Genomic DNA, 2,735 nt, shown 5'->3' with positions numbered 1-2,735 from the left:
GATAAGTATCCTTATCGTAATAGCCAGTTCGCTGCGCTAAACTGGCCCCCATGAAATCACGCCTGACCCTACCTAACTCCACATCATCCGCCAGCACGGGTATGGATACGGCCCCGACCGATGCCTCCACGGCACTCCCCGATGCCGCGTCCCTGGCCGCGCTGCGTGCCTGGCATGCCGGCCTGAGCTCCCGGCAAGCCGTGGCGCAATACCTGGGGGAGGAGAGGGCGCGCGGCCAATCCTCGCGCGCCGTGCTGGGCCGCATTCGCCGCCGGCTTGCCTTGCTGGCACGCGAGCGCGGCCGCGACGATCTGGCCGCGTTGTTCGAGATGCCGGCGTCGGCGCGGGTGGCGCAGGGCAGGGTGGCCGACCGTGCTATCGAGGTCCTGCGCACGCTGCCGACGCCACAGCCAGCGATCACCGACGACATCGGCCGCTGGCTACCGGCCCGCGCCGTCGCCGCCCTGCGCGCCCACGGCATCGAGACGCTGGCGGCGCTGACGGTGCGCGTGCCCAGGCGCCGACGCTGGTGGGCAGCCATCCCGAGGCTGGGCGCGACCGGTGCCAGACAGATCGAGGCGTTCTTCGCCGCGCATCCCGAGCTGACCGAGCGGGCCCGCGCGCTGATCGTGCAGGAGCGGCGCAGCAGCGTCGTGCCGTGGGAGCAGCTACGCTTGCCCCATCAGGTCGACGGCTCCGAAGGGCGCTTTCGCGCCCCGCGCGCGACGTGCACCTTGACCGCGGACAACGACTACGAGGCGGTGCAGGCCTGGCTGGCGCTGCACGAGTCACCGGCTACTCACCGCACCTACCGCAAGGAAGCGGAACGGCTGATCCTGTGGGCCATCGTCGAGCGTCAGCGGCCGCTGTCGTCGTTGACCACCGAAGACGCCGTGGCCTACCGCGCCTTCCTGCGGCGTCCCATGCCACGAGAGCGGTGGGTCGGGCCGCCACGCCCGCGCTCGTCGCCGGACTGGCGGCCGTTCACCGGTGCGCTGGCCGCACGCTCGGTCGCCCATGCGCTGTCCATCCTTGGGGCGATGTTCCGGTGGCTGGTCGAGCAACGCTACGTGCTGGCCAATCCCTTCGCCGGCATCAAGGTGCGCGGCGGCGGCCGCACCGCGGCGCTGGACAATTCGCGCGCCTTTACCGACGGTGAATGGAAGTTGGTGCGGACCATTGCCGACGGGCTCGAGTGGTCCTACGGTTGGGAGGCCGCCGCGGCGCAGCGCCTGCGCTTCGTGCTGGATTTTGCCTATGCAACGGGGCTACGTCCCAGCGAGCTGGTAGGAGCCACGCTCGGGGATATCTGGACCGACGCGCAAGGCGACGAATGGCTCGAGCTGACCGGCAAGGGCGGCCGCAGCGGCAACGTGGCAATGCCCCCGTTGGCGCGGCGGGCGGTGGAGCGCTACCTGACGGAACGCGGACTGCCCATCAGTCGGCGTTTGTGGCGTCCCGAGGTCCGCCTGGTCGGTGATCTGGGCAGCGAGCCCGAGATCGGCATCTCCAGCACGCGGCTATGGCATGTGGTGAAGCGGTTCTTCAAGCTGGCTGCGGATGTCATTGGTGCAGACCATCCCGCGGCGGCGGACAAGCTGCGCCGCGCCAGTCCCCACTGGATGCGCCATACGCACGCCACACACGCGCTAGGAAGCGGCGCGGAACTGACCATCGTTCGAGACAACCTGCGGCATGCGTCCGTGTCGACGACGTCGATCTACCTGCACAGCGACGAGGTAAAAAGGGCAAGGCAGATCGGAGAGGCATTTGGGGCGTAAATGACACCCGCAAGGGCGCCAATAGCGGGCTGTACGGACGAATAAGGGACTACAATCTTGCCCCTTCGTTGCCGAGCGGTTCGGGCTCAAAACACGGAATCCTTCAAGCCGAATCCCCTTGTTGGCATCACGGCGACCGTCATGCTGTCGGCGTGTGGCCCCGCCGCGCACAGGGCGATCGCGCGCCGTGCATGGTGACGGCTGCGCAAATCGACGAACTCGAGCATCAGAAAGGCCAAGCAGATGGCCGCCAGCACCAAACCGCCCACGCCGCCGGAAGTCTTGCCATAGGTGAATGCCGCGACGGCCAGGCCGAACATGGTCACGGTGCCGAAGCAAAATGCCCAGAAGCTGGGCGTCACCTGACCTGGTCGGAGCGCGACGTAGGTGGGGCCGGCGGTAAAGCCATGGTCCTCATTGAACCGCAGATAAGGCCAACCGGAGGCCGCCCAGCGCGCGAGCGACAGCGCTGCCGAATGCTGCGCGATGTAGCGCAGTTGGGCGACTGAAAAGCTCCGGCCATAGGCTGCATACATCCGTCCGCAATCGGCCAGCGTCGGTGCGGCAGGGGCCATCACCTCCCACGCTCGCGCTACAGCATCCGGATTTCGCACACATGGCTCGCGCGCCAGCCAAGACAGTACTTGCACGCCCTGTGACCAAGGCACCGCCGAAGATTCCATGTCCGCCCCCCGAATTGTCTGCCACGCCACGGCAGTGTCCTAAAGTAACTTTGCGTCACTTTACACGGCTAGCAAAGAGGCCGACAACTCGGACAGGGGTATCTCGCAGGCGGGGGCGCGAGCACGTGCAAACGGTAGAGAGAGCACACGGCGCTCCCGGCATAGTCGCCGGCTGTGCCGTCATCGAAACTGCCAGCCTCCGAAAGGTAAGCGCCTAGGGGCGGGTAACAAATTTATGCAAAAACGGGTAACAAATTTATGCAAATTAACG

At 66.7% G+C, this 2,735-nt stretch carries 2 protein-coding genes; one reads left to right on the top strand and one right to left on the bottom strand.

Features of this window, described 5'->3' with window-relative positions; all coding sequences use genetic code 11:
- Positions 1–50: 50 nt before the first annotated feature.
- Entirely contained in the window at positions 51–1,781 is a 1,731-nt protein-coding gene (locus F7Q96_RS26325; protein ID WP_041672593.1) for a phage integrase family protein, read from the top strand.
- A gap of 86 nt (positions 1,782–1,867) precedes the next feature.
- Here F7Q96_RS26325 and F7Q96_RS26320 read toward each other — a convergent pair whose 3' ends face one another.
- On the bottom strand, positions 1,868–2,356 hold the full coding sequence (locus tag F7Q96_RS26320; protein ID WP_012435765.1) for a hypothetical protein: 489 nt from the start codon (positions 2,354–2,356) through the stop codon (positions 1,868–1,870).
- Positions 2,357–2,735 lie beyond the last annotated feature (379 nt).

The sequence above is a fragment of the Cupriavidus gilardii genome (assembly GCF_008801915.1).
In the GTDB taxonomy this organism is placed as follows: domain Bacteria; phylum Pseudomonadota; class Gammaproteobacteria; order Burkholderiales; family Burkholderiaceae; genus Cupriavidus; species Cupriavidus gilardii.
The sequence above is the reverse complement of the archived record's forward strand: the minus strand, read 5'-3'. Positions and strand labels throughout refer to the sequence as shown.

Coding starts and splice junctions, on each gene's coding strand:
- F7Q96_RS26325 (WP_041672593.1), top strand. CDS start 51: ATGAAATCACGCCTGACCCTACCTAACTCCACATCATCCGCCAGCACG.
- F7Q96_RS26320 (WP_012435765.1), bottom strand. CDS start 2,356: ATGGCCCCTGCCGCACCGACGCTGGCCGATTGCGGACGGATGTATGCA.